The sequence below is a fragment of the Stappia sp. MMSF_3263 genome (assembly GCF_030733745.1).
GTDB lineage: Bacteria > Pseudomonadota > Alphaproteobacteria > Rhizobiales > Stappiaceae > Stappia.
The window spans coordinates 353,248-379,910 of record NZ_JASHIK010000002.1; the positions used below are offsets into that span (position 1 = coordinate 353,248).

28 protein-coding genes are annotated in these 26,663 nt (G+C 66.4%); 16 read left to right on the top strand and 12 right to left on the bottom strand.

Annotation, left to right across the window (positions count from 1 at the left end; translation table 11 throughout):
* The first annotated feature begins 39 nt into the window (after window positions 1-39).
* Window positions 40-1,014: a sulfurtransferase gene (locus RBB46_RS04515; protein WP_306027684.1), complete on the top strand. Its 975-nt coding sequence runs from the start codon at window positions 40-42 to the stop codon at window positions 1,012-1,014.
* A gap of 76 nt (window positions 1,015-1,090) precedes the next feature.
* Here the strand turns inward: RBB46_RS04515 and RBB46_RS04520 are convergent, their stop codons facing one another.
* Window positions 1,091-1,729 (bottom strand): uracil-DNA glycosylase family protein, encoded by a 639-nt coding sequence (locus tag RBB46_RS04520; RefSeq protein ID WP_306027685.1) that lies wholly within the window; start codon window positions 1,727-1,729, stop codon window positions 1,091-1,093.
* A gap of 181 nt (window positions 1,730-1,910) precedes the next feature.
* On the opposite strand from RBB46_RS04520, the gene RBB46_RS04525 reads away from it, so the two are divergent.
* Window positions 1,911-3,482 (top strand): HAMP domain-containing sensor histidine kinase, encoded by a 1,572-nt coding sequence (locus RBB46_RS04525; RefSeq protein ID WP_306027686.1) that lies wholly within the window; start codon window positions 1,911-1,913, stop codon window positions 3,480-3,482.
* Between the two features lie 54 nt (window positions 3,483-3,536).
* On the opposite strand, the gene RBB46_RS04530 is transcribed toward RBB46_RS04525, so the two are convergent.
* The gene (locus RBB46_RS04530; RefSeq protein WP_306027687.1) at window positions 3,537-4,577 is read right to left on the bottom strand and encodes a hypothetical protein; all 1,041 of its coding nucleotides are present in this window, start codon (window positions 4,575-4,577) and stop codon (window positions 3,537-3,539) included.
* A 142-nt stretch (window positions 4,578-4,719) separates the two neighbouring features.
* Between RBB46_RS04530 and RBB46_RS04535 the strand changes: the two genes are divergently transcribed.
* Window positions 4,720-5,766, top strand: coding sequence for a helix-turn-helix domain-containing protein (locus tag RBB46_RS04535; protein ID WP_306027688.1), 1,047 nt, complete (start codon window positions 4,720-4,722; stop codon window positions 5,764-5,766).
* Between the two features lie 24 nt (window positions 5,767-5,790).
* Here RBB46_RS04535 and cobT read toward each other — a convergent pair whose 3' ends face one another.
* Window positions 5,791-6,819 carry a nicotinate-nucleotide--dimethylbenzimidazole phosphoribosyltransferase gene (gene cobT, locus RBB46_RS04540; protein WP_306027689.1) on the bottom strand — a complete coding sequence of 343 codons (1,029 nt, stop codon included), beginning with the start codon at window positions 6,817-6,819 and terminating at the stop codon, window positions 5,791-5,793.
* 107 nt (window positions 6,820-6,926) lie between these two features.
* Between cobT and cobS the strand changes: the two genes are divergently transcribed.
* The 4 genes from cobS (at window position 6,927) to RBB46_RS04560 (ending at window position 9,992) form a co-directional block, all read left to right on the top strand.
* The gene (gene cobS / locus RBB46_RS04545) at window positions 6,927-7,754 is read left to right on the top strand and encodes an adenosylcobinamide-GDP ribazoletransferase (RefSeq protein ID WP_306027690.1); all 828 of its coding nucleotides are present in this window, start codon (window positions 6,927-6,929) and stop codon (window positions 7,752-7,754) included.
* A 30-nt stretch (window positions 7,755-7,784) separates the two neighbouring features.
* Complete coding sequence (locus RBB46_RS04550) at window positions 7,785-9,029, top strand: alpha/beta hydrolase (RefSeq protein WP_306027691.1); 1,245 nt, start codon at window positions 7,785-7,787, stop codon at window positions 9,027-9,029.
* 64 nt (window positions 9,030-9,093) lie between these two features.
* Window positions 9,094-9,276 (top strand): DUF1289 domain-containing protein, encoded by a 183-nt coding sequence (locus tag RBB46_RS04555; RefSeq protein WP_306027692.1) that lies wholly within the window; start codon window positions 9,094-9,096, stop codon window positions 9,274-9,276.
* The gene (locus tag RBB46_RS04560; protein WP_306027693.1) at window positions 9,276-9,992 is read left to right on the top strand and encodes a TIGR02281 family clan AA aspartic protease; all 717 of its coding nucleotides are present in this window, start codon (window positions 9,276-9,278) and stop codon (window positions 9,990-9,992) included. Before RBB46_RS04555 ends, RBB46_RS04560 begins: the two co-directional genes overlap by 1 nt.
* 21 nt (window positions 9,993-10,013) lie before the next feature.
* On the opposite strand, the gene RBB46_RS04565 is transcribed toward RBB46_RS04560, so the two are convergent.
* The 3 genes from RBB46_RS04565 to RBB46_RS04575 form a co-directional block, all read right to left on the bottom strand.
* Entirely contained in the window at window positions 10,014-10,844 is an 831-nt protein-coding gene (locus RBB46_RS04565) for a sulfite exporter TauE/SafE family protein (RefSeq protein ID WP_306027694.1), read from the bottom strand.
* A 69-nt stretch (window positions 10,845-10,913) separates the two neighbouring features.
* Window positions 10,914-11,948, bottom strand: a complete 1,035-nt coding sequence (dusA, locus tag RBB46_RS04570) for a tRNA dihydrouridine(20/20a) synthase DusA (RefSeq protein ID WP_306027695.1) — start codon at window positions 11,946-11,948, stop codon at window positions 10,914-10,916.
* Window positions 11,949-12,169: 221 nt separating this feature from the next.
* Window positions 12,170-12,481 carry a cupin domain-containing protein gene (locus tag RBB46_RS04575; protein ID WP_306027696.1) on the bottom strand — a complete coding sequence of 104 codons (312 nt, stop codon included), beginning with the start codon at window positions 12,479-12,481 and terminating at the stop codon, window positions 12,170-12,172.
* A gap of 78 nt (window positions 12,482-12,559) precedes the next feature.
* On the opposite strand from RBB46_RS04575, the gene RBB46_RS04580 reads away from it, so the two are divergent.
* The 8 genes from RBB46_RS04580 to RBB46_RS04615 all read left to right on the top strand — a co-directional run bounded on the left by RBB46_RS04580 (window position 12,560) and on the right by RBB46_RS04615 (window position 21,140).
* Complete coding sequence (locus tag RBB46_RS04580; protein WP_306027697.1) at window positions 12,560-12,997, top strand: Lrp/AsnC family transcriptional regulator; 438 nt, start codon at window positions 12,560-12,562, stop codon at window positions 12,995-12,997.
* Between the two features lie 222 nt (window positions 12,998-13,219).
* Window positions 13,220-14,527 carry a diaminobutyrate--2-oxoglutarate transaminase gene (ectB, locus tag RBB46_RS04585; RefSeq protein WP_306027698.1) on the top strand — a complete coding sequence of 436 codons (1,308 nt, stop codon included), beginning with the start codon at window positions 13,220-13,222 and terminating at the stop codon, window positions 14,525-14,527.
* Window positions 14,509-15,552 (top strand): LLM class flavin-dependent oxidoreductase, encoded by a 1,044-nt coding sequence (locus tag RBB46_RS04590; protein ID WP_306027699.1) that lies wholly within the window; start codon window positions 14,509-14,511, stop codon window positions 15,550-15,552. The genes ectB and RBB46_RS04590 overlap by 19 nt, the downstream gene beginning before the upstream one ends.
* The gene (locus RBB46_RS04595; RefSeq protein ID WP_306027700.1) at window positions 15,545-17,218 is read left to right on the top strand and encodes a radical SAM protein; all 1,674 of its coding nucleotides are present in this window, start codon (window positions 15,545-15,547) and stop codon (window positions 17,216-17,218) included. Before RBB46_RS04590 ends, RBB46_RS04595 begins: the two co-directional genes overlap by 8 nt.
* Before the next feature lie 26 nt (window positions 17,219-17,244).
* Window positions 17,245-18,219, top strand: coding sequence for a class I SAM-dependent methyltransferase (locus RBB46_RS04600; protein WP_306027701.1), 975 nt, complete (start codon window positions 17,245-17,247; stop codon window positions 18,217-18,219).
* Between the two features lie 152 nt (window positions 18,220-18,371).
* Entirely contained in the window at window positions 18,372-19,475 is a 1,104-nt protein-coding gene (gene leuB, locus RBB46_RS04605; RefSeq protein ID WP_369293111.1) for a 3-isopropylmalate dehydrogenase, read from the top strand.
* Between the two features lie 23 nt (window positions 19,476-19,498).
* On the top strand, window positions 19,499-20,140 hold the full coding sequence (locus tag RBB46_RS04610) for a LysE family translocator (protein WP_306027702.1): 642 nt from the start codon (window positions 19,499-19,501) through the stop codon (window positions 20,138-20,140).
* Between the two features lie 145 nt (window positions 20,141-20,285).
* Window positions 20,286-21,140: a class I SAM-dependent methyltransferase gene (locus RBB46_RS04615; protein ID WP_306027703.1), complete on the top strand. Its 855-nt coding sequence runs from the start codon at window positions 20,286-20,288 to the stop codon at window positions 21,138-21,140.
* A gap of 25 nt (window positions 21,141-21,165) precedes the next feature.
* Here RBB46_RS04615 and RBB46_RS04620 read toward each other — a convergent pair whose 3' ends face one another.
* Window positions 21,166-22,071: an extensin family protein gene (locus RBB46_RS04620; RefSeq protein ID WP_306027704.1), complete on the bottom strand. Its 906-nt coding sequence runs from the start codon at window positions 22,069-22,071 to the stop codon at window positions 21,166-21,168.
* A 106-nt stretch (window positions 22,072-22,177) separates the two neighbouring features.
* On the opposite strand from RBB46_RS04620, the gene RBB46_RS04625 reads away from it, so the two are divergent.
* Window positions 22,178-23,491 (top strand): DUF2254 domain-containing protein, encoded by a 1,314-nt coding sequence (locus RBB46_RS04625; protein WP_306027705.1) that lies wholly within the window; start codon window positions 22,178-22,180, stop codon window positions 23,489-23,491.
* 237 nt (window positions 23,492-23,728) lie between these two features.
* On the opposite strand, the gene RBB46_RS04630 is transcribed toward RBB46_RS04625, so the two are convergent.
* From RBB46_RS04630 to RBB46_RS04650, 5 genes are all read right to left on the bottom strand, one after another.
* Entirely contained in the window at window positions 23,729-24,838 is a 1,110-nt protein-coding gene (locus tag RBB46_RS04630; RefSeq protein WP_306027706.1) for an energy transducer TonB, read from the bottom strand.
* Window positions 24,838-25,260: a biopolymer transporter ExbD gene (locus RBB46_RS04635; RefSeq protein WP_306027707.1), complete on the bottom strand. Its 423-nt coding sequence runs from the start codon at window positions 25,258-25,260 to the stop codon at window positions 24,838-24,840. Before RBB46_RS04635 ends, RBB46_RS04630 begins: the two co-directional genes overlap by 1 nt.
* Window positions 25,257-25,649 carry a biopolymer transporter ExbD gene (locus tag RBB46_RS04640; RefSeq protein WP_306027708.1) on the bottom strand — a complete coding sequence of 131 codons (393 nt, stop codon included), beginning with the start codon at window positions 25,647-25,649 and terminating at the stop codon, window positions 25,257-25,259. Before RBB46_RS04640 ends, RBB46_RS04635 begins: the two co-directional genes overlap by 4 nt.
* Window positions 25,639-26,349, bottom strand: a complete 711-nt coding sequence (locus tag RBB46_RS04645) for a MotA/TolQ/ExbB proton channel family protein (RefSeq protein WP_306027709.1) — start codon at window positions 26,347-26,349, stop codon at window positions 25,639-25,641. Before RBB46_RS04645 ends, RBB46_RS04640 begins: the two co-directional genes overlap by 11 nt.
* A gap of 9 nt (window positions 26,350-26,358) precedes the next feature.
* A partial coding sequence (locus RBB46_RS04650; protein ID WP_306027710.1) for a hypothetical protein occupies window positions 26,359-26,663 on the bottom strand: 305 nt, incomplete at its 5' end.

Consider the following 26,663-nt stretch of genomic DNA (forward strand, 5'->3'; position numbering starts at 1 on the left):
CCGGAGCGGATCCGGGAGCCCATCAAGCGGAGACGCGACATGTTTCCCCTCACCCGTATCGCAGCCGCGCTCGGCATGGCCCTGGCGGTTGCGCTTGCCCAGCCCGCGCTGGCCGCACCGGCGGTCACCCCTCTGGTCACCACCGAGTGGCTGGCCAACCACATTGAGCGCCAGGACGTCGTCATCCTCGACATCCGCTCTCCTTTCGCCAAGTCCGGCAAGGACGACTATCTCAAGGGGCATATCCCCGGCGCCGTGTGGAGCGAGTATCCCGGCTATTGGCGCACCGACCGCGGGTCCGTCGTCGGCGTCCTGCCGTCGGTGGAGAAGCTCGAGGCGGCTCTTTCCGAGATCGGCGTGTCCGAGGACAAGGCCGTGATCATCGTGCCGGCGGGCGGCGACAGTTCCGAGTTCGGCGCGGCCGCACGCATCTACTGGACCTTCAAGTATCTCGGCCATGACGCGGTTGCGATCCTCGACGGTGGTCACAAGGCCTGGACGGCCGAGAAGCGCCCGCTCGAGACAGGCAACGTCACGCCGGTCGGCGACATGTTCATCGCCGAGCCGCGCGACGACTATCTGATCCAGACATCGGACGTCGCCAAGCGCCTCGACACCTCGGCAATCCTGGTGGACGGGCGCCCCGCCGACCAGTTCGCCGGCAAGGACAAGCATTCCAAGGCGACGCGTTTCGGTCGCATCCCCGGCGCGCTCGGGCTTGACCAGGCCGGTTTCTACAACGACGCCGCCGGCAAGCTGAAGCCGCAGGCGGAGATTGCGGCCCTGGTTCCGGAAACCCTGGCCGACAAGTCGGTCGAGATCGTCTCCTATTGCAACACGGGCCACTGGGCCGCGACGAACTGGTTCGTCCTGCACGAGGTTCTCGGCTACGAGAACGTCTCCCTTTACGACGAGAGCATGGTCGGCTGGTCGCAGGACGGCTCGCTGCCGATGGCGTCCGAGCGCACCACGCTCGACGACCTGCGTGCCTTCCTGGGCGATCTTTTCGGCTGATACCGAAACGTCTCCTCTGCGGTATCACTCCGGATAACCTTGCGCCGGCCCTCCAAACGGGCCGGCGTTTTTTTGCTCAGCCGGCCAGTCGCGCCACCTCGGCGCGCAGGACCGGCAGGCAGTCCTCCTCGAACCAGGGGTTCTTGCGCAGCCAGGCATTGTTGCGCCACGAGGGATGCGGCATGCAGATCGCGGCCACGCCCTCTTCTTTGGTCGCCTCGTAGATCTCGCGCCAGGCGCCAACCGTTTCGCGGACCGAACCGCGCGCATGCCCGCCAAGGTGATAGGACTGGGCATAGGCGCCGATGACGATCTTCAACCGCAGCTGCCGCATGCCGGCAAAGACGCGGTCGTGCCAGAGCCGCCGGCATTCGGGCCGGGGCGGCAGGTCACCGCCCTTCGCATCGAGGCCGGGGAAGCAGAACCCCATCGGCACGATGGCGAGGCGCGCTTCGTCGTAGAAGACATCCTCCCCGATCCCCATCCAGTCGCGCAGCCGGTCCCCGCTCGGGTCCGTGAACGGCCGGCCGCTGGCGTGCACCCGCGTTCCCGGCGCCTGGCCGCAGATCGCTATCCGCGCGGTGGCGGACAACACGCAGACCGGTCGCGGCGCATGCGGAAGCGGCTTCCGGTCGGGAGCGTCGACGCAGCGGCGGCAGGCGAAAATCTCTCCCGCCAGCGCTTCCAGTCCGTCCTTCTGGGGTGCGAGCGCCATCCTTACCTCTTGCAAGCTCCTGAAAGAAAACAGATCCGCGGATTTGGTTCGGCCGCCATCATGACCGGCGCGAGACGTTTTGTTAACCACGTCCTTGAGGCGGATATTAAGGGTTGCTCACCATGATGAAGCGGTTTCAAGCATACGGGGCAAGGTCCCGGCAACCGGACGTCTGCAACACATGGCCGCGCAGGAAACAACGACCAGCAGCGAGGCGAAGACCGCACTCAACAGCGAACGTGCCCGGCGGCGGCGCGACGTGGCGCGCACCGTGCGCAACGTTCGCGAACGGTTGTCGATCAGCGACGGAAACGAGGCGAACTTCGAATACGAACTGCTGCTGACCTTCTCGAAGAACCGGCTGAGCGCGGCGATCGCGCTGCCGCTCTTCGCGCTGATCGTCGGCAGCATCTCGCTGTTGTGGATGCGCGCCGAGCTGATCGTCGGTTGGCTGGCCTTCAACATCATCGCCCATGTGCTGCTGCTGATGGCCTGCCGTCGCTTCGATCGCGAGGTGCCCGTCGACGCCGACCTGGGGCGCTGGCGCCGGCAGATGATCAGCGGCGACATGCTCTACGGTCTCACCTGGGCCGGCTTCTTCCTGCTGCAATCAACGGCTCCCGGCCATGACGGCTCAGAGATCTTCCAGTTCGCGACGATGCTGATCGTCATCGCCATGCTGACCATGTTGTCGGCCAGCCAGCCGAAGGCGCTGCTCGCCGGAACGCTGCCGATCACCCTGGCGATCGTGGTCTCCTTCCTGAACCAGCAGTCGGCCATCCACTATGCCATGATGGCGATGGCCATCGGCGCGCAGGGCTTCTTCCTGATGCTCGGCAACCAGCTCCACATCTCGACCGTGACGATGCTGGAGTTCCGTGCAGAGAAGGATCACCTGATCGCCGAACTGGAGCAGGCCAACGCCATTTCCGACGAGGCCCGGCGCCGCGCCGAGGAGGCCAATCTCGCCAAATCCCGCTTCCTGGCGACCATGAGCCACGAATTGCGCACCCCGCTCAACGCCATTCTCGGTTTCTCCGAGGTGATGAAGAACCAGTTGCTGGGCGCGCTCGACAACCCGACCTACCGGGACTACGCGGCCGACATCCACAATTCCGGCCAGCACCTTCTCAACCTGATCAACGAGATCCTGGACCTGTCGCGCATCGAAGCCGGCCGTTACGAGCTCAGCGAGGAAGCGGTGCCGCTCGCCGAACTGCTCGAGGACTGCAAGCACATGATGGCCATCAGGGCCAAGAAGAAGCACATCTCCATCGTCGAGACCTACGAGGCCGACCTGCCCAAGCTGTGGGCAGACGAGCGCGCCGTCCGGCAGATGATCCTCAACCTGATGTCGAATGCGGTGAAGTTCACCCCGACCGGCGGCGAGGTGCAGATCAAGGCCGGCTGGACGGCCGGCGGCGGTCAGTACATCTCGATACGCGACAACGGTCCCGGCATCCCCGAGGACGAGATTCCGATCGTCATGCAGGCCTTCGGCCAGGGCGCCATCGCCATCAAGAGCGCCGAGGACGGGACAGGCCTTGGCCTGCCGATCGTCCAGGCGCTGGTCCAGATGCATGGCGGCAAGCTGGAACTTCGCTCGAAGCTGCGCGAGGGCACCGAGGTCATCGTTACCTTCCCCGCCTCGCGCGTGCTGGAAGCGATGCCGGCGCTCGAGGAAACGGCAGCCGCCAGCGCCGATCCGCGCCGCGCGGCGATGCGCAGGTCGATGATCCGCAAGGCGTCCTGAGAGGAGGCGGACCCGCTTCGTCCGCCTCTCCCCTTCGCGCCTGCGCCCGCCCGTTCACGGGGCGAGCCCGAGAAACTCCGCCACCGTCTCCACGATCTTCTCATGCGTCCCTGCCCGGTCGGTGCCCTGCGGGTCATCGCAGACCGGATCGTCCTCCCACTTGCGCAGCAGTTCCGCGCCTCCCGGCTTGCACACGCCAAGGAAGGTGAAATGATGCGCGGGAGCCACCGCCACGTGGCGCGCGCCGGAAATCCGGGCGGCAAGGCCGCTGCCTCTCGGACCGACATCCACCGCCGGCCAACGGTGCTCCTCGCCCAGGTTGACGAAGAGCACCGGCACCCGAATGCCCGCGAGGCTTTCCTCCACCGCAGCATGGGTGAAGCCGGGATCGACGGAGATCACCGACGAAACGCGCGCGTCCCGCATGTCCGCCGAAAATGCCTCCGGCAAGGCCTCCAGCCGGACGCCGCCGCTGGCGAGGAAATCACATCCAGGCGATGCCTCCCCGGCCTTGCGGCAATAGTCGGCAAAGGCATCGCCGTCGAAGCGCAGGCCGGCGAGCCCCAGAACGGTGCTGCCGCCAAGCGAAAAGCCGAGCGCCGAGATGCGCTCCCGGTCGACATGCGGTGCGAGTTGCGGATCGGCGAGCAGGGCCAGGAGCGCGGCTCCCAGATCGGCGGCGCGCGGTGCCAGCCGCATGGTGCGGCGCGGAGAAGAATCGCCGGACGTGGTGCCGGGATGGTTCACCGCCAGCACGATGGCCCCGCGAGCGGCAAGGCGCGAGGAAAGCCAGGCAAGTCCGTCCATGTTGCCGCCCGAGCCGTGCGACACCAGCACAAGCGGATGTCGTCCCTTGGCGACCGCCGCGCCGATCATCGCCGGCGCTCCCACAAACAGGGCGCTGTCGCCGATGACATTGCGATAGGTGGCGCGGCCGGCCGGATACCAGAGGGAGGCAGCCAGGGGCATGGCCCGATGGCGGGCCGGCACATCCATGCGGTCATAACCGGGCAGATCCGCTTTTCCCGCCTCGGCGAGAGCCGGCGACACGGCAGATACTGCGGAAAGGGCAAACAGGAGGATCAGGCGTTTCATCTCGGGAACTCCTTCGGTAGCGATTTCCCGTCAATGCCCGCCTGCGCCCGCCCTTGCGTCCTGAAACCGGATCAAGGACGACTGGAACCGGATCCTGTACCAGGGATATCCCCGCGCCCCGACACCGTCCACCGAGGCCCTCATGCTTGTCCTGCCGATCCCTCTTGCGGTCGCCCTCGTGCTGACCTTCCTCGCCTGCCGCTTTGTGCTGCTCCGCGACGGTCCCTCGCTTTTCCCGTTGCTGCTCGGAGCGGCGGCGCTGCAGGGGACCCTGATTTCACTCGTCCAGCATTATGGAATCGCAGCGCTTCAACCCGTGCTGCCGGTGACCGCGTCGCTGGTGCCACCCCTTGCCTATCTCGCCTTCCGCCAGGCCGCGATCCGTGTTCCCGCCCTGCCCGGCGCCCTGCCGCATGCACTGGCGCCGCTCGCCGCGGCCCTTTCCGTGCCGCTTGGCCAGGGCGCGCTGCACTGGCTTCCCGATGTGGCCCTCGTCGCATTGTATGCCGGATACGGCACGGCGATCCTGCTGCAGGCGCGTGGCCGCGAGGACCTGCCGCTCGCGCGGCTCGAGGCCGGTCGCCTGCCGCAGCGCATCTGGCAGGCGGTCGGCGCCTCGCTTCTCCTGTCGGCGGCCAGCGACATGGCGATCGCCATTGCACTGTTGTCCGGCGAAGCATGGTTGCGCCCCCTTGTCGTCAGCCTCACCTCGTCACTGGCGCTGCTGGCCGTGGGGCTGCTCGGTCTCGTCGCCGCGCGCCCCGGACCGGTTGGAGAGGATGAAGAGCCGGACGCCGGCGACACAATCGCCAGGGAGCCCGGAGCGGAGACCGTGGTGGACACCGAGGCAGACCGCGAGTTGATGGCGCGACTCGACGCGCTGCTCGACCGGGACGGAGCATGCCTCGATCCGGACCTGACCCTTGCCCGCCTCGCCCGGCGCCTGCACGTTCCGATGAAACAGCTCTCGGCTGCGATCAACCGCACAAGCGGCGAGAACGTCTCCCGCCACGTCAATGGCTATCGCATCCGCCACGCCTGCAAGCTGCTGGGTCAGGGAGACAGCGCCACCGCCACGATGCTAGCCAGCGGCTTCAACACCAAGTCGAATTTCAACCGCGAGTTCCTGCGCGTGACCGGCGAGACGCCGAGCGCCTACCGGTCGCGCTTTGCGGTTGCGAAGGGATGAGGATTGGCGCGCGGCGGTTGCCGCTCAGCCCTCGCCCTTCCCCGACACGCCGGCATCGGCAAACGTCGCCATGCCATCATGCACCTGGGCGGCGGCCTTGACGATGCCTGCGGCGAGCGCCGCGCCGGTGCCTTCCCCGAGCCGCATGCCGAGATCGAGCAGCGCCTCCTTGCCCATGGTCTCCAGCGCCCGGCGATGCGCCGGCTCGGCCGAAACATGCGCAAAGAGGCAATGGTCGAGCGCGCGCGGATCCATCGCATGCAGGACGGCAACGGCGGCGGTTGCTACAAAACCGTCGACGATCACCGGGATGCGCTGCAGGCGCGCGGCGAGCACCGCCCCGGCCATTGCCGCGATCTCGCGACCGCCGACCCGGCGCAAGACCTCCAGCGGGTCCTTCGTACCGGCGATGCGCTCCACTGCCTGCGTCACGGCGGCGCGCTTGCGCGTCATGCCGTCATTGTCCACCCCGGTGCCCGGTCCGACCCACTCGGCCGGATCGCCGCCGAAAAGCGCCGCCAGCACTGCGGCCGCAACCGTGGTGTTGGCAATTCCCATCTCGCCGATGCACAGGAGGTCGGCGCCGCCGGCGGCGGCCTCCATGCCGAAGGCCATGGTCGCGGCGCAGTTGGGCTCGTCGAAGGCGTCCTCCTCCGTGATGTCGGGCGTCGGCATGTCGAGCGCGAGATCGAACACCTTGAGCCCGAGATCATGGGCGATGCAGATCTGGTTGATCGCCGCACCGCCAGCGGAAAAATTCTCGACCATCTGCCGTGTCACGCTGGCCGGAAACGCCGATACGCCCTTGTCCGCGACGCCATGATTGGCGGCGAAGATCGCCACAACCGGACGCGTCACCTTGGGCCGCCCCTTGCCGCTCCAGCCGGCGAGCCATTCGGCCAGCGTCTCGAGCCGGCCGAGGGAGCCGGCGGGCTTGGTCAGTTGCGCATCCCTCGTCCGCACCTCGGCGACCGCCTCCTCGTCCGGCCCCGGCATCTGCCGGACAAGGTTGCGGATGTCGTCGAATGGCAGGGCGGACTGGGACACGGTCATGAAACAGGAACTCCGGCTGGCGGCGTAGAACCGCCTGAACTTGGCGGCGGGCGGGCGCCGATCTATAAACCGACCGGCACGGGCTCGCAAAGGCGGACGGACAGAAAATGACAGGCGATCATCCGCAAGACGGCGAAAGCCCCGCTGGAGGCATCTCCGGCGCGATGGCGGATCTTGCCGCCTGCATCCGCTTTTTCTCCCGCCTTCCCGTTCCGTGCGTCAACAGAACCGACAATCCGGCCTCGCTTCCCGACTTTTCACGCGCGGCCTGGACCATGCCGCTGGCAGGCGCTGTGCTGGCGCTGCCGGGCGCGCTTGTTCTGCTTCTTGCCGGCGCCAGCGCGCTGCCCGACATGGCCGTCGCGCTTCTTGCGGTCGGAACCGGCATCGCGGTGACCGGCGGCCTGCACGAAGACGGGCTCGCTGATGTCGCGGACGGGTTCTTCGGGGCGGGAACGGCGGAACGTCGCCTCGAGATCATGAAGGACAGCCGCATCGGCGCATTCGGAACGCTGGCGCTGATCCTTTCGGTGCTGCTCAAGGTGGCGCTCGTCGCCGCCCTCCTCGAGCGCCACGCCGCCCTGCCGGCGGCACTGCTTCTGGTCTGTGCCGAGGCGGGATCGCGGGCGGTGATGGCGGGCGTGTGGTCCGCCCTGCCTCCGGCGCGCCCCGGCGGGCTCGCCAGCCTTTGCGGCACGCCGTCGCCCCGTGGCGCGGCGCTCGCGACGGCAATTGGCGCAGGCGGCCTTCTCGCAGCCCTCGCTGTCGTCCCGCCTGCCGCGGCCATGTGGGCTGCAGTTCTCGCGCTCCTGTCGGCGGCAGGTCTTCGCCGGCTCGCGCTGGCCAAGATCGGCGGGCATACGGGCGATGTCCTCGGCGCTGCCCAGCAATTGGCGGTCCTCTCGATCCTGCTCGGATTTTGCGCGGCCGCATGAGTGGCATGTCATCGCCTGCCGCAGCGTGATATGAAAACGAACGCGACCGTCCCTTCGGCCGGCGATCCGGAGTTGCAGCAGTTGCAGACCAGCACATCCCGCCCCGCATTCACGCGCCCTACCGCCCGGGGCCACGCCGCGCCAACACGCCTGGCCTTGGTCCTGGCACTGACGATGGTGCTGGTGGCCTGCGCCGGCCGGCCGGGCCCCGGCAGCCTGACGGTCTCGCAAGAACCGGCCCCGGACGCCACGGAGCACACCGTCCTGGTCGCCACCACGCGCCAGCGCGACACACGGCCGGGAAGCCTCTTCAGCGGCGAGCGCGCCGATGAACTGGACCATGCCGTCGCCACCGTCTCGGTTCCCCCCAGCCATGAACCGGGCAAGATCGAGTGGCCGAGCGCGCCGCCGGGCAATCCGGAAACGGACTTCACCCTGCGCGCCGCCAGCTACCTGGACGATACCGGGTTTCGCGCGGCGCTGAACCGGGAACTGGCGAAACGACCGAAGGGCCAGCGCGAGGTCTTCGTCTTCGTGCATGGCTACAACACGCGCTTTCCCGAAGCGCTTTACCGGATGGTTCAGCTGAAGCACGATTCCGGCCTGCCGCAGGTCGCGGTGCTCTTCACCTGGGCCTCGAGCGGCGAAATCACCGGCTATCTCTACGACAACAACAGCGCCACGATTGCCCGCGACGGGCTGGAGAAGACCTTGCGCGCGGTCGCCGCATCGAACGCGGAAAAGGTCAATGTCCTGGCCCATTCGATGGGCAACTGGGTGCTGACCGAGACGGCCCGGCAGATCCGGATTTCCGGCAAGCCGCTGCCCCGCAACAAGATGGGGCTGCTGGCCATGGCCGCCCCGGACCTCGATGTCGACGTCTTCAAGTCGCAGTTGCGCCGCTCCGGCAAGCCCGACCGACCCTATGTCATCCTCGTCTCGCGCGACGACCGGGCGTTGCAGGCCTCCAGCCTGCTTGCCGGCGGCAAGCAGCGGCTCGGCGCCTATGACGACGAGGAGGGACTGGCCGAACTCGGCGCCGTGGTCGTCGACCTGACCGAGGTCAAGGGCGCCGACGCGTCGAACCACGGCAAGTTCGCGCAACTGGCGCAGGCTGCCCCCGAGCTGCGCCGGGCGCTGGAATCGCTCGATTTGCGTGCGCAAGTCGGCACCACGGATGCAACGGTGGAAACGGTCGGCAACACGGCGAAAGCGGCCATCACCTTCCCCTTGCGCATCCTGACCGCTCCGATCACGGCCTTGTCGCGACAGTGACGCCACCCCACATCGACGGGATGGCGTCACCGACACCGACCGGAAACCGATATATCGCGAGCCTATGAGCGGAATTGAAAGTCCCTGCATCAAGGTCTGCCGGATCGACCCGCGAAGCGGGCTCTGCACCGGCTGCCTGCGCACCCTGGACGAGATCGCCGGCTGGGCGACGCTCAGCGCCGCCGAGCGCGGCGCGGTGATGGCGGCGCTACCCTCCCGCCAGGCGCGACTGACGGAGGCCGGCTGATGTTTCGCGGCAATCTCGCCGGAACCCTGGTCATCGCGGTTCTCGTCGCCGTGATGGTCGCCGCAGTGGTCGCCTTTCTCCTCGGTGTCGACATGCCGGGCGACGGGCCGATGTTCTCCGACAAGGGGCCGCGCGTCGTCGCGCTTGTCGCGCTGCTCATCGTCATCGGCGGCTCGATGCTCGCCGCGCCTCGTCAGGTTTTGGTGCTGCTCAAGTGGCTCGCTGTCTGGGCGTTGCTCGGCCTGTCTCTGGTGACGGCATACACCTATCGCAGCGAACTTGACGCCGTCCGGCAGCGCGTGTCGGGAACTCTGCTGCCTGGAACCGCCATGACCGATGCCCGCACGGGTACGATCACCGTGATCCGCGACCGTTCTCGGCACTACCGGATCAATGCTTCGGTGAACGGCGCGGCCGTCGGGTTCCTCGTCGACACCGGTGCTTCGGTGGTGACCTTGACCGCGCGTGATGCACGCGCCGCCGGCATCGACACCGCCGCCCTCTCCTATACGGTGCCGGTTTCCACGGCCAACGGGATCAGCCAGGTCGCGGCAATCCGGCTTGAAAGCCTGGAGATCGACGGCCTGCGCCTCACGGACCTGCGCGCCTTCGTGGCACGCGAGGAAGCCCTGGAGACGAGCCTTTTCGGGCTTTCGGCGCTTGACCGCCTGAGCAGTTGGCGTGTCGAGGGCGACAGGCTGATCCTGCAGCCCTGATCCTTCCGGTAGCAGGTGGCCTCAGCCCCACAGGCTCCAGGCGAAGCGGGCTGCGACGCTCAGCAGGAACAGGCCGAAGAACACCTCGAGCTGGCGGCGCGGCAGCGCATGGGCGATCTTCACGCCGAAGGGCGCGGCGAATGTGGTGATCGGGATGATCAGCGCGACGCCGAGAAGGTTGACGTAGCCAAGGGAAAACGCGGGAAGGTCGGCCGCGCCCCAGCCCGCCCAGATCATGCCGATGACGCCGGGAATGGAGATCAGCACGCCGGTGCCCGACGAGGTCGCCACCGCCTGGTGGATCGGCCGGCCGTAAAGGGTCATGAAGGTGTTGTTCATGACGCCGCCGCCAATGCCCATCAGCGTCGAGAAGAAGCCGATCAGCATGCCGCAGGCCGCCCGTATCGGGTTCCCCGGGATATCGGATCCCAGTTTCCAGCTCTCGCGGTTGAACAGCATGCGCAGGCCGACGACGACGGCGATGCCGGCGAAGATGCCCTTGAGCCCGTCGCCCGAAACATAGGCGGCGACAAGGCTGGCGATCAGGACGCCTGCGGGAACCGGGATCAGCCAGCTCTTGAGCAGCTCCAGATCGGCCGCGCCGCGCGCCTTGTGCGCCATGAAGGAGCGGATAGAGGTCGGCACGATGATGCCGAGCGAGGTGGCGACGGAGACATGCATGCGCACAGATTCATCGACGCCCAGCCAGGTCAGGAACTGGTAGAGCACCGGCACGAGGACGGCGCCGCCGCCGATACCGAACACGCCGGCAAGCAGGCCAGCCACCGCGCCTGACGCGATGAGAGCGACCACGAGGCCGATGACCTCGCCGTTGATCGACGACAAATCCATGAAAAGCCCCCAGCAAGGTCGTGAGATGGCGTTGGAGCGAGCCGTCGCGGGAACAGGTGGGATCGGGCTCTAGCTTGCGACGGCCCCTGTCATTTCTAACTGACCCAGTGCGGGCGATTTGTCCAGTGCGGTATCCAGGATCTCTTGCAGCGCCTCGTCGAGAACCTCGATGCCGGCGCCCGGCTTGACCGCATCCACCGTGAGGCGGCGGCGCCAGGCGCGCGCGCCGGGAACTCCGTGAAACAGGCCCAGCACATGACGCATCAGCTGGTTCGCCCGCATGCCCGCTGCGATCCGCTCCTGCGCGATCTCGCGAAAGGCGGCAACCGCCGCCGGCCGGTCGGATGCGGGATCGGCCTGCCCGTGAAACCGGCTGTCGACCCGGGCCAGGATCCAGGGATCGTGATAGGCGGCGCGCCCGAGCATGACCCCGTCGACATGTTCAAGGTGTTTTTCCGCAGCATCGAGATCGGCGATGCCGCCATTGATGCCGATATAGAGATCCGGCAGGCGTTCCTTGAGGCGATAGACCCGCTGATAGTCGAGCGGCGGAATGTCCCGGTTCTCCTTCGGCGACAGCCCCTGCAGCCAGGCCTTGCGGGCGTGCACCCACAAGGCGTCGACCCCGGCATCGGCGACGGCGTCGGCCATCGCATCGAGCGCGGGTTCCGGGTCCTGTTCATCGACGCCGATGCGGCACTTGACCGTGACGGGGATGGAAACCGCCGCCTTCATCCGGTGCACGCATTCGGCAACCAGGCCAGGCTCTTTCATCAGGCAGGCGCCGAAGCGCCCCGACTGCACCCGGTCCGAGGGGCAGCCGACATTGATGTTGACCTCGTCATAGCCGTAAGCCTCGACGATGCGCGCCGCCTCGACCATCTCGGCCGGATCCGAACCGCCGAGCTGGCAGGCGACGGGATGTTCCAGCGCGTCAAAGCCGATCAGCCTGTCGCGATCGCCATGGATCACCGCCGCCGAGGCAACCATCTCGGTATAGAGCAAGGCCTGGCGCGACAGCACACGATGGAACGCCCGGCAGTTCCGGTCGGTCCATTCCATCATCGGGGCGACGGCAATCCTGTGGTCGTTATACGCGTTCATCGGCTTTGCATTCGGGAACCTGGAACCGGGCACGCATGGCCAGGTGCGGTGGCCAGATACATGTTCGTCGAACATGGGTCGGCTGTCTCGCGACGACAATGCCGTCGGCGGCGACGGCGCGTTCTAGCAGCTTCCGCCGCAAACCGGAACCGGCAACGCCCGCCCCGTTCAAATGAAGAGCGCCCCCGCACGCCCCTCGCCCGGCGGCGGTTGCGGTCCGGTTACACGCTCCCGGCCTTCTCGATCACCAGAACCCTGGCCGGGCCATCCGGGTGCGCGACATGTTCATCGCCGCTCTCCGCGTGAAAGACGTCCCCGACTGCCAGCCGCCAGATCTCCTCCCTGCCGTTCCTGCGCGTGTGCATGTCGACCGCGCCATCAAGGACGACGAAAACCTCCGGACCGTCGTTGACGTGCCATTTGTAGGGTGCGTCGGTCCAGTGCAGCCGCACCGTCGCGCCCTCGATGTTCTCGATGTCGAGCGCGTCCCAGGCCCTGGTGCCGGTGAACTCTTTCGCGGTGACTTTTCTCATGCTGACCTCCTGTCTTGGGAGCTTGTATATTCCTCCGGAAGCTGCCATCCGGACAGCTTGCGAACCGACGTAAGCGGCATGCGTATCGAGGGAAAATTGGCTCTGGACAGGACAGACAAGCGAATACTGGCCGCGCTTGAGCGAAACGCCCGCATCAGCTTCGCCGCACTGGGGCGCCAGATCAACCTGTCCCGCACCGCCGTCCAGGACCGCGTGACCCGGCTGGAGGCAGACGGGGTCATCCGGGGCTACAGGGCCGAGATCGCGGAGGAAGCCGGTGGCCTGATGCACGCCCTCCTGTTCGTGGAGATCGCCGTGCGCCCCTGCGAGCCGGCGCTGCAATGGCTGGCATCGCTCGAAGGCGTTTGCGAGGTGTTCTCGCTTTCCGGAGAGGTCGATGCCGTTGCCAGATGCGTCATCGCCTCGCCCGAGGCCCTCGCCGGCCTCAATGACCGGGTCAGGTCCAGCGACATGATCTCGTCCTCGAGATCGCACATCATCCTCAACCATCGATAGCGTGCCGGTCGCCGAGGCCTGACGGAACGTTGAACTCCGCGCACCCGCGTCCTCAAGCCCGCTCCCGCCCCGGCAGCGAGCCATTTCCATCTCAAGTTATATGCAAATAGTATTACAACCTGTAATTGCTCTCACTGGAAATGCAGTCTATCGTTCTCTTACTCTAGGTCATCATACCTGACCTTATGGGTCGCCGCATCGTCATTGCTTCCAGGTGAGACCATGCCCAATGCGCACTCCATTGCCGCAAGTCCTCATCACCCTGGGGAATCTTCCGTAAGGTCGTATTCACGAACATTCCCGGTCGTCTTCGACAGGGCCCGCGGCCCCTATCTCGAATGCATCTCCGGCGAGACCTATATCGACTTCTTCTGCGGCGCGGGGTCGCTGAATTACGGTCACAACGCCACCGAACTGAAAGAGGCCGTCGCCAGGTATCTCGCCGAGGACCGCATCCTGCACGGCATGGACATGATGACGGCGGCCAAGTTCGAATTTCTCGAGGTGTTCGCCTCGCAGATCCTCGCCCCGCGCAACATGGACTACCGCCTGCAGTTTTGCGGACCGACCGGAACCAATGCGGTCGAGGCCGCGCTGAAGCTTGCACGCAAGGTCAAGAAGCGCCGGCACGTCATCGCCTTCTCCAACGCCTTTCATGGCGTCAGCATGGGCTCGCTCGCCGTGACCGCCAGCGCCAAGAAGCGCTCCGGCTCGCATCTGCCTCTGCGCGACACCTATTTCTTTCCCTATGAGGGGTTCGCCGGCGGGATCGACACGCTCGACCTTTTGGAAAGCTGCATCGGCCGGGCCGGCAGCGGCTACGAGCTTCCAGCGGCACTGATCCTGGAAACCGTGCAGGGCGAAGGCGGCGTCAATATCGGCTCGCAGGCGTTCCTGCAAGGCATCGCGGCGTTCTGCCGCCGGCACGACATCCTGCTGATCGTCGACGACATCCAGATGGGTTGCGGCCGCACGGGGCCGTTCTTCAGCTTCGAGCGTTTCGGGATCGAGCCCGACATCATCTGCCTGTCGAAATCCCTGTCCGGCTTCGGCCTGCCCTTCTCCCTCGTCCTGATGAAGCCCGAGCTCGATATCTGGCAGCCGGGCGAGCACGCGGGAACCTTTCGCGGCAACAATCTCGCCTTCGTCGCGGCGACCCAGGCGATCCGCACCTTCTGGAGCGACGGCCGGGCCAGCCGAAGCGCGGCCGCGATCGAAACCTCGATGCGCAACTGGGGCGCGCGGTTGCGGCAGGCCCATGGCGAGATCCGCGACATTCGCGGGCGCGGCGCGATCTGGGGCGTGGAACTCGACACGCCGGGACGGGCCTCGGCCATCACCCGCCTGTGTTTCGAGCACAACCTTCTGATCGACACATGCGGCCCGTCCGGATCGGTCATCAAGGTGATGCCCCCGGTCGTCATCGAGGAAGAGATTTTCAATCACGGCATGCAGATCCTCGCCGACTGCACCGAAACGGTGCTGCACGCCGGAAAAACGGAGGGGCCGGCATGCATATCGGCATCGTGATGGAATGCGACCTGCGTCCCGGACGGGGCGAGGCCGCCGCCTTCACCGAGGCGTTCGAGATCACCGAGCATGCCGACCGCTGCGGCATCGACTCGCTGTGGATGGTGGAGCGGCACTTCGCCGGCGAGGATGCGGCAAAGGGCACGATGGGCGCCGGCATCCCGTCCGTGTCGTCGACGCCGATGGTGATCGCCAGCGCGCTGGCCGCCCGCACAAGCCGCATCCGCATCGGCATCGGCGTCAGCATCCTGCCCCTGCACAATCCGGTCGGCATCGCCGAGGACGCCGCCGCGCTCGATCACATTTGCGGCGGACGGCTCGAGTTCGGCGTCGGCCGCAGCATGGACGAGAAGGCCTATGGCGGCTTCGGCGTCGACTTCGCCGAAAGCACGGCGCGCCAGGAAGAGGCGCTGGAGATCATCAAGGGGCTGTGGACCAACGAGACATACGGCCACCAGGGCAAGCACTACAGTTTCGAACCCGTCAATCTCGTGCCGCGCCCGCTGCAACAACCGCACCCGCCGATCTGGTTCGCCATCAACCGCAAGGAGGCGTTCCATCATCTGGGGCGGATGGGCTACCCGATCCTTATCGGCCTGCGCGGCATGACCGTTCCCCAACTGAAGGACTGCGTCGACCTCTACCGCGCGTCGTGGAAAGCGGCCGGCCACGAGGGCGCCGCGCGGGTGCTGCTGCGCGCACCCATCCATGTGGGCCGTGACACACGCTCCGGCCAGGAAGAGCCGCGCGCAAGCACCATGGCCGCCATCGAGCGGCAGTCGCGCAAGTACAAGGTCGAGATGCCCTCCTATGCGGAGCTTCTCAAGGACAAGCTGATCTATGGCGGGCCGCGCGATGTCGCCCGCCGGCTGTCGGAAATCGTCGACTATCTCGACGTCGAGGGGGTCATCGCCGAGTGCAATCTCGGCGGCCGGCTGCCCCAGGCGACCATCGAGCAATCCCTCACCTATCTGGGCACCGAGGTGCGTGACCTGATGAACAAGGAAAGGCTGGCTTATGCCTGACACATTCCAGCGACTGTACGAAGTCATCGACACGCCCCGCTTCGCGCAAGGCGGCGTGCCGCGCATCACCACCCGCAAGAGCGCCGAGGATTTCGCTCCCCGTGACGAGGGCCTCGACGTCCTGCTGATCAACACGCCGGTGCGCGAGTGGTCCTATCCCAACGTGCTGCCGATCGGTCAAGGCTATGTCGCGGCAGGCGCCATCATGGACGGGCACCGCCTCACCCGGCTCGATCTCAACGCCGACCGGCGCGTGCCGATCAGCACGCTCGATCCCGGTTACGACGCCTGGCTCTTCGCACGCCTGGACGAGGCCCTGGCCGGCGAGCCGGACGTCATCGGCATCGGCGGGATCATCACCCAGTATGCTCAGATCAAGAAGATCTGCGCCTATTGCAAGGACAAGCTGCCCGACGTGCCGATCGTCCTTGGTGGCGGCGTCGCCTCGGCCATGCCCGACTTCATGCTGAAGCACCTGCCGGTGGACTACGTCTCCCAGCACGAGGGCGAGCTCACCTTTTCGGAGATCCTGCACCGCATCGAGATGGGCGCATCCATGCAGGGCGTCGCCGGGGTCACCTACTACGAGACCGACAGCCGCGGCGAGAAAACGGAGATCCGCCGCAACCCGCCGCGCCGGACAATGACCGCCGAACAGCTCGGTCACATGCCCTGGCCGCTCCGCCACCTGTGGGACATCGAGAACACCTACCGCGTCAATCCGGTCGGTCACCTCAACCAGGGGCGCAAATGGAACCAGGGCGCGCCCGAGTCGGGCGGTAAATTCTCGGCCGAGATGATCGCCTCGCGCGGCTGCCCCTACACCTGCGAATACTGCTTCTCCGACTATCTGGGCACGGCCTACCGCTCACGCCCGCCCGCCGACGTGGTGCGCGAGATGGAATATCTGCACTACGAATACGGGGTTGAGTACATCGAAGTCCTCGATGACCTGATGCTCACCTCCTACAAGTGGGCTCTCGAATTCTACGCGGAGCTCCACAAGAGCGGGTTGCCCAAGCGCGGCGTCGAGTGGGGCGGCACTTGCCGCACCAACATCCTGGCAAACGACATCGTCCGCGCCGCACGCGAGGGGCGCGGCAACATGCTCGAACTCGGCCACGACGCAGGGCTGCGCCGGGTCGCCTATGGCGTGGAAACGGGCAGCCCGACAATCCTCAAGGTGATCGACAAGTCCGGACAGACGCCGGCGACGATCAAGACCGCGGTGCAGGAGACCGTCCGGGTGCTCGGCTATGCCTCCTGTTCCTTCATGTTCGGTTCGCCCGGAGAGACGGCGGAGACCATTCGCGAAACCGTCGACCTGTGCATCGATATGGACTACCGGCCGGAAGTGTTCTTCTTCACCACCGCCTATCCCGGCACGGTGTTCTGGCAGCTCGCCCTCGACAAGGGACTGATCCGCAAGTCGGTCGACGGCATCGTCGGCCCTGCCGACGACAGTATCATCGAGCGCTACCTGATGGGGCTTGGCGAACAGGGCGATGCGGTGCGCACCAATTTCAGCGACATGCCCGACGATGTGTTGCTGGAGCTTACCAACCAGGCGGCCCAGGACCTCAACTCCCACAATTCCCACAGGCATCCCTACCAGGACGGCGCGCCGAACAGCATCGTTCGGGACGCCACCCACGCAACGATCTGATCGCGGGCAGCAGGGAGGAAACGGTCATGCTCAAGACAAGCTTCGACCGGCAGAAACACTGGGAAACATCGCCGCGGGTCACCTCGCTGGTGGACGCGTTCGAGGCGATCGCCGCGGGGCGTTCGGGCTATCCGTCGAAACGCGAGGTGACCGCCGATCTGTCGCTGTTCGACGGACGGGAGGACATTGTCGCCTTCCACGAGCGCTACATGGGCTATAGCGGCACGTTCAACGCCCATTTCCTGGCCAGCATCCCTTACGTGCTTGAGGAGGAATGCCGTCTGGGCAACGCAATGACCGCCTATCTGACGGGCAAGAGCCGCAACCTTCGACGGACGGCTCACCTCCAGACCGTCGGCAACGCGGAGGCCGTCATCGCGCGAACCGTCGTCGCGGCAAGCGGGGGGCACATCGCGTCGCTGTCGAACAGTCCGACGGACGCCAACCGCCGCGAGTTCGAGCGCAACCGTCCGCCCGACTGCCATTTTCACCTCGGCCCCTATTTCGAGCTCGACCGGCACCGCATCCGCAACACGCCGGAGCTTGCCCGCTTTTCCGAGGGCTTCGACATCATCTACGAGGACACGGCCTTCCAGATGTACGGCCCCGACCGTCACGAGCAGGTGCCCTTCGTGCTGCAGAACCTGCGACGGGACGGCATCTTCGTCTGCCTGGAAAAGTGCTCCCATGCCAGCCGCGAGGAATATCTGCGGCGGGAGCTGGTCAAGGACCGCGATTTCAAGTCGAGATATTTCGATGCCGGCCAGCTTGAGGAGAAGGAGTTCATCCTTGGCGAAATGGTCAAGGGTCAGGTTCCGCTCGAGCATGTCGTCGACGCGATCCGGATCGAGCTGCGCTATGTGGAATTGATCTGGAACTCCGGCAACTTCTACATGCTTGCAGCCTCGGACGACTGGGCCGAACTGCAGGCCTTCAAGGCATTGCTCGGACCGGTCTGCATTCCTGACGCATACGTGTTCGACTTCCCGCGCTCGCTTTAAAGTGGTATCGACATTGGAAGGCTTGGATGCGCGACCTCTCGCGCAGCCAGGCGTTCAGCCGTTTTCACCCTTGCCGGCCTGCAACCTTGCAGCGCAAACCACTTGATCCACCCGACGAAACAGTCCCATCGTTTTCCGGAAAGACACTGCACATGAAGACCATTCTCTTCCTCGCCGGCGACGGCATCGGACCCGAGATCACCCGCGAGACACGCAAGGTCGCACAGGCGCTCAAGGATGGCCTGTCGCTCGACCTTGCCTTCGACGAGGCCCTGATCGGCGGAGCGGCGCATGATGCGACGGGCAATGCCTTTCCCGACGAGACCCGCGCCAGGGCGGATGCGGCGAGCGCCGTGTTCCTGGGCGCCGTAGGCGGGCCCAAATGGGATCACCTGACCGGCGCCGCCTCGCTCGAGCGTGTCGCCCTGCTCGGCCTGCGCAAGCAGCTCGGCGCCTTCGCCAACCTGCGGCCGGTCAAGGTCTTCCCCCAGCTGATCGAGGCCTCGACGCTGAAGCGCGAGATCGTCGAGGGTGTCGACATGATCATCGTTCGCGAGTTGATCGGCGGGATCTATTTCGGCGAGCCGAGGGGCCTGAGGACCACCGGCGACGGACACCAGGAGGGCTACAACACGCTCGTCTACAGCGTGCCGGAAATCGAGCGCGTCGTACGTGCCGCCTGCACCATCGCACGGACCCGCGACAAGCGCGTCACCTCCGTCGACAAGGCGAATGTGCTTGAGGCGTTGCGGCTCTGGCGGGAAGTTGCCACCCGGGTGGTGCGCGACGAGTTTCCCGACATCACGCTCGACCACCTGATCGTCGACAACGCCGCCATGCAGCTGATCCGCTCGCCGAAACAGTTCGATGTCATGGTGACGACGAACATGTTCGGCGACATCCTGTCCGACGCGGCCTCCATGCTGACGGGGTCGCTCGGCATGCTCCCCTCCGCCGCGCTCAACGAGACGGGCAAGGGCATGTACGAGCCGATCCACGGCTCCGCTCCGGACATTGCCGGCCGGAACCTTGCCAATCCGCTTGCCTCGATCCTGTCCCTGGCGATGATGATGGAGCACAGTCTCGGCGAGCCGCAGGCAGCGCGGCGGATCGAGGCGGCCGTGCATGGCGTGCTCGACGCGGGATTGCGCACCGCCGACATCATGTCTCCCGGCATGAAGCAGGTGACGACGGCCGAGATGGGCGACGCCGTGGTTGCCGCCCTGGCCGTCAGGGTTTCGCAAGCCGCATCCTGACAAGGGCGATCAGCGCGATGGACATGACCGGCATGCTTCTCGTCCTGTTCAACATCGCGTTGATCAACATCGTCGCCTGGCTGACGCCCGGTCCCAACATGTTCGCCGTCATGAACGCATCGCTGACGGGTGGACGGCCGATCGGGCTTGCGACCGGATTTGGCGTTGCCGCCGCCAGTTTCCTCTGGGCGGCGCTTGCCGTGCTCGGCGTGCGGGTCGTCTTCGAGACGTATCCGCAAGGGTTCCAGCTGCTGCGCCTCGCCGGTGCGGGCTACATGCTCTGGCTCGGCATCAAGGCGCTGCGCGCCGCGTTTGCCGGAACGGCCGGCGGGGCCGGCGCGGCGAACCCGTTGGCCGCCGGTTCGCGGCTCGTCGCCTTCCGTTCCGGCTTCGCGATCTGCGCCGCCAATCCGAAGGCGACCCTGTTCTTTGCCTCGATCCTCACCGCGTTCGTCCCGCCGGATGCCTCCGGCCGGCTGCTGATCGCGATCCTGCTCCTGTGCGGAGCCCTTGGTGTCGCCTGTCACTCGATCACCGCCACCGTCTTCTCGACGCCCGTCCTGGTGCGCTGGTTCGAGCGGAACAGAAACCGGGCCTATGCCGTGTTCGGCGGCATCTTCTGCTTCTTCGCGCTGGCCATCATTCACGACCTGCTCAGCGGGTGACGCAAGTGCCCGGGCGGCATTGCGCGCAAACCGGACATCAGAAATAGATTCAACGAATTAGACGAATGACTTCAGCCCCCTTATCACTCAGGAGTACCGTAGGGGAAATTGGCGTTTTCATCGGATTTCGACCAGGGAGGCCATGATGGGCAAAAGGTGGGATATCAACGATTTCGAGCAGCGTACCGGCGGCGGCGCCAACATGGTCGGCTTCGAACCGGGCACTCCGGACGATCAGGAGATCGCCGCATACCAGGCCTATGTCAGGGACGCGCTGGAGACGGCGGAGGGGGCGAACGGAAAAGCCCTGGTCATGGGAATGACCGTGCGCGTTCGCCAGGCGATGCACGACCTTGGCCTTGCGGTCACCTGCATGGATATCAGCGAAGGCGCCGTCACCTATCTGCGCAACGCGCTGCCGGATGCCTTCCGGGCCCGCGAGACCGTCCTCAACGACGACTGGATGAACCTTCCCGCCGCCCTCCCCGGCCCCGTTTCGGCGATCGTCGGCGACGGCGTCTTCTCGAACATTCTCAGCCTGGCGCAACAGAACGTGCTGCTCGGCCGACTGCGCGAGACGCTGGTTCCCGGCGGTGCGCTGGTCACCCGCAACTTTGTCATGGCCCCGGATTTTCCCTTTGCTGCGTTCGACCCGGACCGGCTTCTCGCGCGCTATCGGGCCGGCGAGCTGAATGACGGGGAATTTGCCCACGGTTTCCGGATCTTCGGTTTCTGGGACAAGGCCTTCGACCGGGAGACGCTGCTTCTCGACAACAAGATCATCTTCGAGGAGATCGACAACTGGCACGATGACGGCCGTATCTCCGAGGCCGAGTACCGCATCGTGCGCCAGCAGTATTTCGGCGGCTTGACGATCATGCCCAGCCAGGCCGACTGGGAGGAGATGCTGCGCCGGAACGGGTTCACCTTCGAGATGACCACGCTTGAGGGGCGGCTCTGGTACCAGTACGGCCCGATATACCGCTGCACGCCGGCCTGAAGCACCGCGGCGCCCTGTCCCGTGCCTACCGGCAATAGGGGTTCCGGCGCGGTTTGGTGTCGAAATGAAAGTGATCGTCGTGATGGGCGTCGGAGCCCGGCCCCAGCACCGTGGTGAAGGGGCCACAGGCGGCCTGTCTCAAGCTCCGCTGAAGGCGCGCGTGGGTGCTGCGGTCGGCGGTCGCCCGCGGCGTCACCGCGAACTCGCTGCCATCTGACAGGCCCAATCCACGGATATCGACCGCCCGGCCGAAGGAATGTTCGCTCAGCCGGGCGCCTGGCACGCGGTTCCGCCCGCGACAATCGTAGGACGCGGCGATCATCATGTCCCGCACGCCGGCACCGGCGAGCCGCCGGGTCTCCGGCAGGATCGCGCTCCCCGTGAAGCGGGCCAGCCGCAGCGCCGTATCGCAGGACAATGTCGCCGGCGGCAGCAGGTTGGTATCGCCGATACGCCGCAGGATCACCGCAGCCTCGATGCCGCAGGCGGAGCCGGTTTCTATCGGCGGCACCGCGTCGAAGTCGGCTCCCGCCGCGCCGAGCGCGACCAGGCATCCTCCCCCCGGTTTACCGGCGGCAGGCGCGGCCTGCGACGGAGGAGATGACAAGACGGGAGCAGGTGCCCGGGCCGCATCAATCCTGCCCGATCCGGCCGGCCGCGACGGTTTCGACACCGGCAGCGGTGCGCTGGCGGCATCCGGCAACGCTCCCTCGAGCCGTTCCGCAGGCCGGCGCGCGTCCATCTCTTCGCCCCCTCCGGCCGGAAGTGCGACCGGGCGCGGTTGCGGCAGCGGCAGCGCCTCCGCAAACGCCCCGGCCGACATGCAGCCGACAGCTACACCGCCGGCCAGAAAGATGGCGCAGGCCCGGACCGCGAGCGCCCTCGCCGATGCCGGCAGCCGGCAGGCGTCGTCATGGCGCGGGATTCTCACCTTCGAAAACGGGCCTCGTCCCGCGCGGTGAAATACGGATATGCTGTCGTCTTGCGGGCAACCTCTCACGCGGGCCCGCCCCGATCCGCCGTCAATGGGGACGTTCTTGTTCGAGACAATCCTGCTCCTCCGTCTTCGCCGTCTGGTTCGCGGTTTCCTGTTCGTCCCGGCGATGATCGCAAGCACCGGCGTTCTGCTTGCGATCACCGCCACATGGATCGATCGGTCGGGTCTGTTCGAGCCCCTCTTCGAGGCCGTCCCCTTCCTGGACATCACCGTCAGTGGCGCCCGCGCCGTGCTGGGCACGATTGCCGGCGCGATGATGACCGTGATCAGCCTTGTCTACTCGCTGACGCTGGTGGTCTTCACGCTGGCCGCCGGCAACATCGGTCCCCGCCTGCTGGAAACCTTCACCGGCAATCGTGTCAATCAATCGACCATCGGCCTGCTTGGGGCAACTTTTCTCTATTCGCTTCTGCTGCTCTATGCCGTGGGCGACGACGAGGTCCCGCGACTGGCCGTCGCCATTGCCATCGCCCTGGCAACGCTGAGCTTCTTCCAGGTCGTCTATTTCGTGCACGACACGGCGAAGCGGGTGATGGTCGACAATGAAATCGGCCGAACCCAGCGTTCGCTGCGCTCGGCGATCGACCGGTTGCTGGACGAGGAGCCGGCCGAAAAGGCCGACGACCACGACGCGGTTCCCGATGGCGAAGGCCGTGCCGTCATCGCCCGCCGCTCGGGCTATGTCACGGCGGTCGAGGCGCCTCCGATCCTGCACGAGGCCACGAAGAAGGACGGATTCGTGCGCGTCGTCGCCCGTCCGGGACATTTCATTCTGGCCAGCACGCCGATTGCCTATCTCCACGACGAGGGCGAGCACGACAAGGCAAAGCGGATCGACGAGGACGTGCTGCATGCCTCGATCCTTCTGGCCGACGCACGGGCGGCCGATGGCGACATCCTCTTCAACGTCCATCTCAGCGTCGAGATCGCGTTGCGGGCGCTTTCGCCGGGCATCAACGACCCCTACACGGCGATCAGTGCCATCGACCAGTTGTCGGCATCGCTGGGAATGATCCTGCAGCGCGGCGCGCCCTCCTCGCTGGTGTGCGATGATGACGAGAAACCGCGCGTCTGGCTGGAACTGATCGAGGTCGGCGAGATCGTCGGCACGGCGCTGCATCCGCTGCGCCGCGTGGCCAGCGGCAACGTGATGATGACGCTGCGCCTGATCGCGGCGGTCGGCCGCATGGCGCTGGTGACGCGCAGCGAACATGCGTATCTGCTCAAGACCCACCTGCGCCTGATCGCGACCGATGCCAACACCGCCGTTCGCAACCGCGACGACCGCCGCGAGATCGCCGAAGCGCTGCGCCATGCCCATCGCAACCTTGCCAGGCATCCGGCCCGGACCTGAGTCTCGAAGACCGGCATCATACCCCGGCTCCGTGGTGCGGGGATTTCCTGGCCGGCCCGGCGAGGACAGCGACCCTGCCGAAGCGGGGACAGGCGTCTTTGCTGTGACAGGCGGGATGCCCACGGCCGGCCTCCCGCCTGGAAAAAATTTGGATCAATCCGGTGCAATTTTGAATCAAATATTGCAAAAAAATTGTCGTGTTTTGTCCAAATCCGGCCTTTTCGAACAAATGTCCCTTCAAAAAACGATCGGCACCGTGAAGGCCCAGTTCTTACGCCCCGCCTCGGGTGGGATCAACGGGAAGGGCTGCGCCCGCTGCACCGTCTTCACCGCCTCGCGGTCGATCGCCTCGTTGCCGGAACTGCGCGCCAGCTTGACACCGGCGAGCCGGCCGTTGCTGCTGACCACAAAAGTCACCAGTGCCTCGCCGCGCTGCCGGCCGATGCGGCCGCGCTTCTTCGCCCGGTCGATCCTGCGATAGACCTTGCCGGTATATTTCGAGGCATCGGCATTGCCGAATTCCTTCGACTTGCCGATGTTCTGCGATCCGCCCGCCTTGGCGGTGGCGCTCGACCGGCCGCCAGCGCCGCTCGTCGTTTTCTTCGTTCGAACGCTTGCCGCCTTCTCCTTCTGCCGCTTGACGGTTTTCGCCTTCTTTGCCGGCGCCTCCCGGCGAACCTCGGAGACCTTCAGGTCCTTCGGCCGTGCCTGCGGCATCGGCGCCGCGACCACCGCCTCGAGCTGCTCGGTCGAGGGAACCGGCTGCGCCTCGAGCGGCGACACGCTCGCCTTAACGGGAGCGGCCTCCTCGGGCGTTTCGGTCGGCTGCTCGACGGCCGTCGCAACCGCCACCGCGGCGCTCGCGGGTGCCAGGGCCGCCATTTCCATGGGCCGGGCCTGGACGGTTTCCTCGGCCGGGGCCGTCTCGTCGACCTGTGACAGGGCTTCCGCCGTCTCGGTCTCGACAGGTGTCGCCTCCGCCGGCGGCTCGACTGCCTCTACAACCTGCTCCGGCGGCACGGCCTCGCTTTGCGGGACGTCCGGGGCGCTCGCCTCCTCGCCGGTCGTCTCCTTCAGCGCGGTCGAATGCTCGACCGGCTTTTCCCCTTCCGGAGCGTCGATCGGCGTCACCGTCTCGGACGTTTCGCTGGTGACCTCGTTGTGCTCGCCATCGGCGCCCGCCTGCAGCGCGTCAACAAAGGCGTCGCCGAGTTCCGCCGACAAGATGGCTCCGCCGCCCTCCATCTGCACGCCATCGCTCTCGTGCATGATGACGGCGACCGTCGAGGCGTGAACGGCCGTCGAGATCGCAAGGGCCGCCACGACATGATGCGGTCTCAGCTTCATCACTCAGCTCCCCTCGTTACCAGCGACACCTTGCCCGCGCCGGCGCGATACAGTTCGTCGGCGATCGCGAGCACGCGGACCGCCTCCAGTTCGCGGTCGACTGCGAGCATCACGGACGGCTCGCCGGAACGCTCGCCGCTCTCGTACCCGGCCCCGCCGCTCGCGCCCATCTGCGTGAGATAGGCGGCAACATCGGTCGGCCGGCCGCGATAGGTCAGGCTGCCATTGCTGTCGGCGAAAAGCGCATCTGGCGGCGCCAGCGGTGGTGCGTCCGTCGTCTCGACAAGCGTCACGTCGGGATCGGCCGGCGGCGACAACTGCCCCGCGATCAGAAAGAAGATCAGCATCAAAAAGACGATGTTGATCAGCGAGATGGTGCTTTCCGCCTGGCGTTTCGGCGGTTTCTGGCGAACCCTGATCATCTCGGCCTCGCAACGATCACTTGCAGCGCGCCGCCGCCACCGCGCAGCAGCTCGAGCGCGCTCACCAGGTCCTGGGCACGCGCGCTCTCGCGCGGCACAAGAAGCGCTGTCTTCGCACCGGCCTCGATCAGGGACGAGACCACGGTTCCCGGTGCCTGCGGGTCGACAGGCGTGCCGTTGACGGTCAACCCGCTCTCGTCGACGGTGGCAAAGATGTCGGGGCGCGATGCGCCCGCACCGCCGCCGCCGCCCGGGGCCGCCAGCTCGACCTGCGCGAAACGCGTGAAGGTCGACGACAGCATGAAGAACAGCAGCAGCAGGAAAATCACATCGATCAGCGACGTCAGCGACAGGCGGCGCCTGCGCGGGGTGGCGAATTCAATGCGCATTGGCCACCCGTTCGTAGCCCCCGGCATCCGCGTCCTCGACCTCGGCGACGCCGGCCCGGCCGCCGCGTGCCTGCTCCAGCAGAACGGCCGATGCGAGCGTCTCGATGGCGACCTTCTCGTTCTCGATCTGCCCCTCCAGGTAGGTGACGACGAGCGAAACGGGCATGGCGACGGCGAGGCCTACGGCTGTCGTCAGAAGCGCCACCCAGATGCCGCCGGCGAGCAGCGAGGGGTCGACGGCATTGCCCGCCGACTGCAGCTCGCGGAACGCCTCGATCATGCCGAGCACGGTGCCGAAGAGCCCCAGCAGCGGCGCAATCTGCGCGATGGCGTCGAGCCCCTTCATGCCGCTGTTGTAGCGGTGCAGCCGGCGGGTCGCCGCCCGGGCAATGTCTTCCTCGACCAAGGCCTTGTCGGCATTGCCGGTTTCGGCCGCCTGCATGGCGATGGCCACGGCTTCCTCGGAGGCGCTGCGGATGTCTCCGAGCGCCTGCCACGCCTCGCGCCGGCGGCCATGGGCCCACAGGCGCACGGCGGCTTCAGAGCGACCCGGCCGGCCCACGCGCTGCAGCCAGAACTGCGCGAGCTTGAGGATCACCACCGTCAGCGCGATCACGGAGAGCCCCGCGAGCACGGCGACGACGGGACCGCCGAGCTCAAGGAAACCCGTGACGGAGGTGAGGATGTCGGCGAAGGACATGACGGCTTCCTATCGGTTCAGGGGAATGTCGGCGCGGCTTGCAAGAGCGAGTTCCGCCTTGCAATGCGGTGCGGAGCCATCGCCGCAGCGGGCCGGCCCGTTCACCAGGATGCGGCCGAGCCGGTCGCAGGACACGCCCGAGAGGTCGAACTGGCGAACCGACGTCTTGTCGGCGACGAGCGCCCCGAAATCGAAGGTGGTCAGCCGGTCGACAAGGCCGTCCTTGTCGAACAGCACGAACTCGAAGCGCGGCTCGGGAAGATCCGCGCCGGTGGCGTTGCGCACGACGAAGGTCAACCGGCAACCGTCCGCGG